Origin of the sequence: Streptomyces coryli, from assembly GCF_011044975.1 — a bacterium.
GTDB classification, from domain to species: Bacteria; Actinomycetota; Actinomycetes; order Streptomycetales; family Streptomycetaceae; genus Streptomyces; species Streptomyces coryli.
The window spans coordinates 1-6150 of record NZ_JAAKZV010000355.1 but is presented as its reverse complement, the minus strand read 5'-3'; the positions used below and the strand labels follow the sequence as shown (position 1 = coordinate 6150).

Genomic DNA, 6150 nt, shown 5'->3' with positions numbered 1-6150 from the left:
AGCCGTGTTCGGGGCCGAAGACGCCGACGATGTTCAGCTCCTTTTGGGCCGCCATCGAGTCGACCACGTGCGCGGTGGAGCGCAGCACGCCGGTCGGGTTGGAGACCACGCCGACCTTGCGGCCGCGCAGCATCGACCAGCCCTGCTGCGCGGCCACATCCGCGCCCGGCGTCACGGTGCGCGTGGTGGCATCCGCGGTGGCCGCCGCCGCCGAGCTGTTGGTCAGCAGCGGCGTGGAGAGTGCGGCGGCGCTGCCGGCGAGCAGCGAACGGCGCGAGGGAGCACTGGGCATGGGCGGGGGTTCCTTTCGCACTGCGACCGCGGAGCTTTGGAGGCGAAAGCTAACCCAGTGCCGCAGTTCGGAACAGACCCCGCACACATTGCCAGAGGTTCACAACTCTGGCGGGACACGGAGCAGGTCAAGCGTCCCGGACACTTGACTGACTGTCAGGCGCGCGTCATTCTCATCCGTACCTACGCGTGAGTAAGTTGCGCCCCCACCTCTGCGAGGCAGCCATGTACCGACGCGCGCTGATTGCCCTCCTCACCGCCCTCCTGTGTCTCATCGGCCTGGGCTCCGCGCCCGCGGCCGGCGCCGAAGGCGACTGGTGGGAGCCCACCGCACGCCCCGCCCCCGACTCGCAGATCAACGCGACGGGTGAGCCCTTCCGCGGCACCGACGACCAGGGCCGGGTCCGCGGCTTCGTCGACGCGCACAACCACGTGATGTCCAACGAGGGCTTCGGCGGCCGGATCATCTGCGGCAAGCCCTTCGACCAGGCCGGCATCGCCGAGGCGCTCAAGGACTGCCCCGAGCACTATCCGGACGGCTCCGGCGCGCTCTTCGAGAACCTCACCGGCGGCGCCGACGGCAAGCACGACCCGGTCGGCTGGCCGAGCTTCAAGCACTGGCCCGCCCACGACTCCCTCAGCCACCAGCAGAACTACTACGCCTGGCTGGAGCGCGCCTGGCGCGGCGGCCAGCGGGTGCTGGTGAACGACCTCGTCACCAACGGGCTGCTCTGCTCCATCTACCCGGCCAAGGACCGCGGTTGCGACGAGATGGACGCCATCCGGCTCGAGGCCCGCAAGTCCTTCGAGATGCAGGACTACATCGACAAGATCTACGGCGGCCCCGGCAAGGGCTTCTTCCGTATCGTCACCGACTCCGCGCAGGCCCGTGAGGTCATCGAGCAGGGCAAGCTCGCCGTGGTGCTGGGTGTGGAGACCTCCGAGCCGTTCGGCTGCAAGCAGACGCTCGGCATTCCGGGGTGCAGCAAGGCGGATATCGACCGCGGGCTCGATGAGCTGCACAAGATCGGCGTGCGGAGCATGTTCCTGTGCCATAAGTTCGACAACGCGCTGTGCGGGGTGCGCTTCGACTCCGGCACCACCGGCACGGCCGTGAACGCCGGCCAGTTCCTGTCCACCGGCACCTTCTGGCGTACGGAGAAGTGCAGCGGGTCGCAGCACGACAACCCCATCAGCAATGTGACCCCCAAGGAGATCGCCGATCTGCTGCCTCCGGGGACGGGGTTCCCCGTCTATCCGAGCGACGCGCAGTGCAACACCCGCGGGCTCACCCGCCTCGGCGAGCACGCGATCAACGGGATGATGAAGCGCGGCATGATGCTCGAGATCGACCACATGAGCGTCAAGGCCGCCGGGCGCGCGCTTGACCTGCTGGAGGCGGCGAAGTACCCGGGCGTCATCTCCAGCCACAGCTGGATGGACAACAGCTGGATGGAGCGGCTCTACCGCCTCGGCGGCTTCGCCGCCCCGTACATGAACGGCGCCGAGCACTTCGTCAGCGAGGCCGGCGGCACCAAGGCGCTGCGCGACAAGTACGGCGTCGGGCTCGGATACGGCACCGACATGAACGGGGTGGGCGGCTGGCCCGCACCGGGCGGCACCGCGATCACGTACCCGTATCGGAGCGCCGACGGCGGTACGGTCCTCGACCGGCAGCAGACCGGTGAGCGCACCTGGGACGTGAACACGGACGGCGCGGCGCATGCCGGCCTGGTGCCGGACTGGATCGAGCAGATCCGGCTCAGCGGCGGCGGGAAGGGCGCGGAGACGGTGCGGGATCTGATGGGTGGCGCGGAGTCGTATCTGCGGACGTGGGGGGCCACTGAGCGGTATTAGCCCTCTGCGGGAGCCAGCAGCGCCAGGATCTGGTCCGCGACGGTGTCGAGCACCTCACCCGCCTTCTCCTCGTCGCCGAGGACGAGGAAGTTGAGGGTGAGGCCGTCCGTCAGCGCGGCCAGATACCTGGCGGCGGTGGTGGCGGGCGCGACCAGCTCCGCGCCGGGCAGCAGCGCGCCGAGGCGCCTGATCACCTTGGCGTGCGCCTCGACGTAGCGCTCGTACTGGCGCTGCGCCAGATGCTCGTATCCCGGCTCGCGCAGGGCGTATTGGGTCAGCTCGTACGTGAGCAGGTGCTCGCCGCGGTGGGCGAGCACGTGATCCCAGTACGCCTGCAGGCCCGCGCGGATGGTGCCGCGCACCGTCTCCTGCAGCACCATCTGCCGGCTGAGGGTGGCGAGCACCCGGGACTCCGAGTGCTCCGAGATGGCCTCCATGACGGCCTCGAGGAGCTCCTGCTTCGAGGTGAAGCAGTAGTGGAAGACGCTGAGGGACACGCCTGCCTCGGCCACGACCGCGCGCGTGGTCGTCCTGGCCACCCCGTCCCGCGTCATGACGCGGATGGCCGCCTCGACCAGCTGCCGCCGCCGTTCGGCGTGCGGCATGCGTATTCCCATGTCAGACCTCCACCCGGCCGTGGATCAGGCTGCGGTGCGCCGGCATCAACCCCTCCGGCAGCGCGTCGGGGGAGAACCAGGCGGCCTCGAGGATCTCGAACGGATCGGGCTTCAGCGTCCCGCCGGTCAGCAGTGCCTCGTACGCGACCTCCACGCGAAGCCGGTAACCGCTCCTCAGGCGTACCAGCTGTCCCGGCTCAACGTCCAGGCCGGTTTCCTCCTTGACCTCGCGGACCACGGTGCCGGTGAACTCCTCACCGCGCGCCGCGTACCCCGTGGGCAGGCCCCACGCCCGGTCCTGCGGCCACATGCGATGCCGCAGCAGCAGGACCTGCCCGTGTCCGTCCCGCACCACCGCGGTGACCCCGACCGAGAACTTCGCGTGCATGAGCCACATGACGCGCCACTGCAGCCTGCCGCGGAGCAGGCGCCAGAGGCGTTCGGCGATGCGGTATCCGGTCACGCCAACACGGCCGTGGCCTCGACCTCGACCATGAGGTCCGGCTCGCCCAGGGCGGCGACACCGATGAGCGTGATCGGCTTGAGCGGGTCGACGCCCAGCTTCGCGGCGGCGCGGGTGACGCCCTCGCCGAGCAGCGGGTACTTGTCCGGCGTCCAGTCCACGACGTAGATGGTCAGCTTGGCGACGTCGTCGAAGGAGCCGCCGATCTCGGTCATCGCGCGGCCGATGTTGAGATACGCCTGCTCCACCTGCGCGGCGAAATCACCGGGGCCCACGGGGTTGCCGTCGGCGTCCCGGGCGACCTGTCCGGCCAGGAAGACGAGCCGGGATCCCTCCGCTATGGACAGCTGGCGGTATACATCGGGCTTCGGGATGCCATCGGGGTTCACAAGTTTGACGGACATGCTCTCCTCATTCGTGGGCTGTGGTGATCAGGATCCCCGACGCCGCCTGCGCGCCGCCACCGCTTCCGGATCGATCTCCGGACGGGACCAGCGGGCGGCGAGCGCCAGGGACTCGGCGCGGCCGTCGGCGACATGGGTGTGCGCGACGGCCGCGGCGCGGTCGGCGTCGTGGGCGGCGATGGCCTCGTAGAGCTCCTCGTGCTCCGCGCACTGCCGGCCCGGGTCGCGCTGGGCGGTGAGGCGGAACAGCCAGTGGGTGCGCGCCTCCAGCGGGCGCATCATGCTCGTGAGCAGCGGATTCGCCGCCGTATCGATGATGTCGGCGTGGAAGCCCGCATTGGCCGCGGCGATCGCGGCCCGGTCACGGCGGCGGGTGGCGGTACGGGCGGCGTCCAGGCGGGCGGCGAGGCGGGAGAGGGCGGCGTCGTCGGCGCGTTCGGCCGACAGCCGCGCGGCGAGGGACTCGAGCGATTCGCGTACGTCGAACAGATCGCGGACGTCGGCGGGCGTGAACGGCGCCACCAGCGCGCCGCGCCGGGGCACCACCAGCACCAGACCGTCCGCCTCGAGGCGGCTGATCGCCTCGCGCAGGGGGATGCGGGAGACCTCGAGCTCGGCGGCGAGATCGCGCTCCACGAGCCGGTCCCCGGGCTGGAGTTCGACCTCCAGGATGCGCCGCCGCAGGGTGTCGTACACACGGTCGCGGAGCGAGCCGCGTGCCGTGTCCGGCTGCTGTGCCGCTGTCACCAAGGCCGTCCTCCGTTGTGTGTGCCGACTTCACCCTAAGCGGGCTTGGGGGAGGGGAGCACAGTGCTAACCCGGCGCTAACACCCGCGCAACACGGGGCTTCCAGACTGAGGGCGCGTAACGGTATACCACTAGCGGGCCGGCTCGGCCCCTCCCCTGGAGGCACCTGAAGTGGCACTCACGCATGCATCACGCCGCGCGGTCCCCGCCGCGGCCGCCGCGCTGTCCTGTCTGGCGGTGCTGACCGCTTGCGGCGGGGGAGCGTCGTCCGCGGACAGCTCGGGCGGCTCCGGTGGGGACGAGCTCAAGGTCGGTGTTCTCTTCCCCGGCTCGCTCTCCGACGACGGCTTCATGGAGTCCGCGTACCGCGGCTATCAGCGGGCGGCGAAGCAGCACGGCGGCAAGGTCGCCTTCAGCAAGGTCGAGCAGGTCCAGGCCGCCGATTACGAGCAGGCGCTGGTCCGCTTCGCCACCACCTCCGACCTCGTGATCTCACTCGGCGGCCAGACCGACGCCGACGTACGGAAGGTCGCGCAGCGCTTCCCGAAGGTGAAGTTCGCCGAGATCGGCGGCCCGGCGGACGGTAAGCCCACGGCGAATCTCGCCCTGTACGACCCGCAGCAGACGGAGGGCGCGTACCTGTCCGGCGCGGCGGCCGCGCTGCTGTCGAAGAAGAAGACCGTGGGCTTCATCGGCGGCGCGGAGCTGCCTGCCATCGTCAACGCCGCCAAGGACTTCGAGAGCGGCGCCAAGGCCGCCGACCCCGAGGTGAAGGTGCTGCGCCCGCAGTACGTGGGCGACTTCAACGACGCCGCGAAGGCGAAGCAATCTGCATTGGCGGATTACGGGGCGGGCGCCGACGTCCTCGGCCAGATCCTGAACCTCGGCCACAAGGGCGTGGCGCAGGCGGCGGCGAGCCGAGGGGGATCGCTGATCGGCGGGCCGATCGCGCACGAGTGCGGCAGCGAGAAGGGCTACGCCGGGTACGTGGAGACGGACATCGGCGCGGAGATCGAGTACGCCGCCGACCACCTGGTGAAGGGCAGCTGGAAGCCGGAGGCGGTTCATTTTGGTCTGACCTTCGACGAGCCGCACAACGACATCGAGCTGTGCGGGGCGCCGCCGAAGGTGGAGAAGGCGCTGGAGGACGTGAAGGCGAAGATCGCGGCCGGGAAGATCAAGACGCGATGAGCGGGCCTGTTCCTGCGCTGGAGCTGACGGGGCTGAGTAAGTCCTACGGCCCGACGATGCGCGCACTCGACGACGTGGACCTGGTGGTCGAGGCCGGCAGCGTGCACTGCGTGCTGGGCGAGAACGGCGCCGGGAAATCGACGCTGTGCCATCTCGTGGGCGGCTCGCTCACTCCCGACGCGGGTTCGCTGCGGCTCTACGGAGAGGCGTATGCCCCGCGCCGCCCGGCCGACGCCCTCGCCGCGGGCGTGGCGATGGTGCACCAGCACTTCAGCCTCGTACCGACGCTGACCGTGGGGGAGAACCTGCGGCTGCTGCGCTTGCCCGGGCTGGCGGGGCGGGTCGCGCGGGTGCGGGAGGAGTACGGGCTGGAGCTGGAGCTCGACGCGGTGGTGGGGGAGTTGCCGGTCGGGGTGCGACAGCGGGTGGAGATCGTCAAGGCGCTGCTGCGGACGCCGCTCCAGCGAGGTGCGGAACCAGCGGCGACCGAGCTCGTCGTCGAGATGGGTGAAGTTGTCCTTGCGGGCCAGGTACGCGTCCTTGACCTGGGTGTGAGTGACCATGCCGCTTTCGGTCCACA

The 6150-nt window shown here is 70.3% G+C and carries 8 protein-coding genes; 3 read left to right on the top strand and 5 right to left on the bottom strand.

Annotation, left to right across the window (positions count from 1 at the left end; all coding sequences use genetic code 11):
* Positions 1-292: exo-beta-N-acetylmuramidase NamZ domain-containing protein (locus tag G5C51_RS39020; protein ID WP_165245167.1), on the bottom strand; the 292-nt coding region annotated here is incomplete at its 3' end.
* A gap of 224 nt (positions 293-516) precedes the next feature.
* On the opposite strand from G5C51_RS39020, the gene G5C51_RS39015 reads away from it, so the two are divergent.
* Positions 517-2148, top strand: coding sequence for a hypothetical protein (locus G5C51_RS39015; RefSeq protein ID WP_420824907.1), 1632 nt, complete (start codon positions 517-519; stop codon positions 2146-2148).
* On the opposite strand, the gene G5C51_RS39010 is transcribed toward G5C51_RS39015, so the two are convergent.
* The 4 genes from G5C51_RS39010 to G5C51_RS38995 all read right to left on the bottom strand — a co-directional run bounded on the left by G5C51_RS39010 (position 2145) and on the right by G5C51_RS38995 (position 4379).
* Entirely contained in the window at positions 2145-2765 is a 621-nt protein-coding gene (locus tag G5C51_RS39010; protein ID WP_165245165.1) for a TetR/AcrR family transcriptional regulator, read from the bottom strand. The genes G5C51_RS39015 and G5C51_RS39010 overlap by 4 nt on opposite strands.
* 1 nt (position 2766) lies before the next feature.
* A complete protein-coding gene (locus G5C51_RS39005) occupies positions 2767-3162 on the bottom strand; it encodes an NUDIX domain-containing protein (RefSeq protein WP_165245169.1) in 396 nt (131 codons plus the stop codon).
* 62 nt (positions 3163-3224) lie between these two features.
* On the bottom strand, positions 3225-3632 hold the full coding sequence (locus tag G5C51_RS39000; protein WP_165245163.1) for a RidA family protein: 408 nt from the start codon (positions 3630-3632) through the stop codon (positions 3225-3227).
* 27 nt (positions 3633-3659) lie between these two features.
* Positions 3660-4379, bottom strand: a complete 720-nt coding sequence (locus G5C51_RS38995; RefSeq protein ID WP_165245162.1) for an FCD domain-containing protein — start codon at positions 4377-4379, stop codon at positions 3660-3662.
* A 171-nt stretch (positions 4380-4550) separates the two neighbouring features.
* Between G5C51_RS38995 and G5C51_RS38990 the strand changes: the two genes are divergently transcribed.
* Together G5C51_RS38990 and G5C51_RS38985 are read left to right on the top strand one after the other, a co-directional pair.
* Positions 4551-5570, top strand: a complete 1020-nt coding sequence (locus tag G5C51_RS38990; RefSeq protein WP_165245160.1) for a BMP family ABC transporter substrate-binding protein — start codon at positions 4551-4553, stop codon at positions 5568-5570.
* Between the two features lie 56 nt (positions 5571-5626).
* Positions 5627-6150, top strand: a 524-nt coding sequence (locus G5C51_RS38985; RefSeq protein ID WP_240930229.1) for an ATP-binding cassette domain-containing protein, incomplete at its 3' end; no start/stop codon positions are given.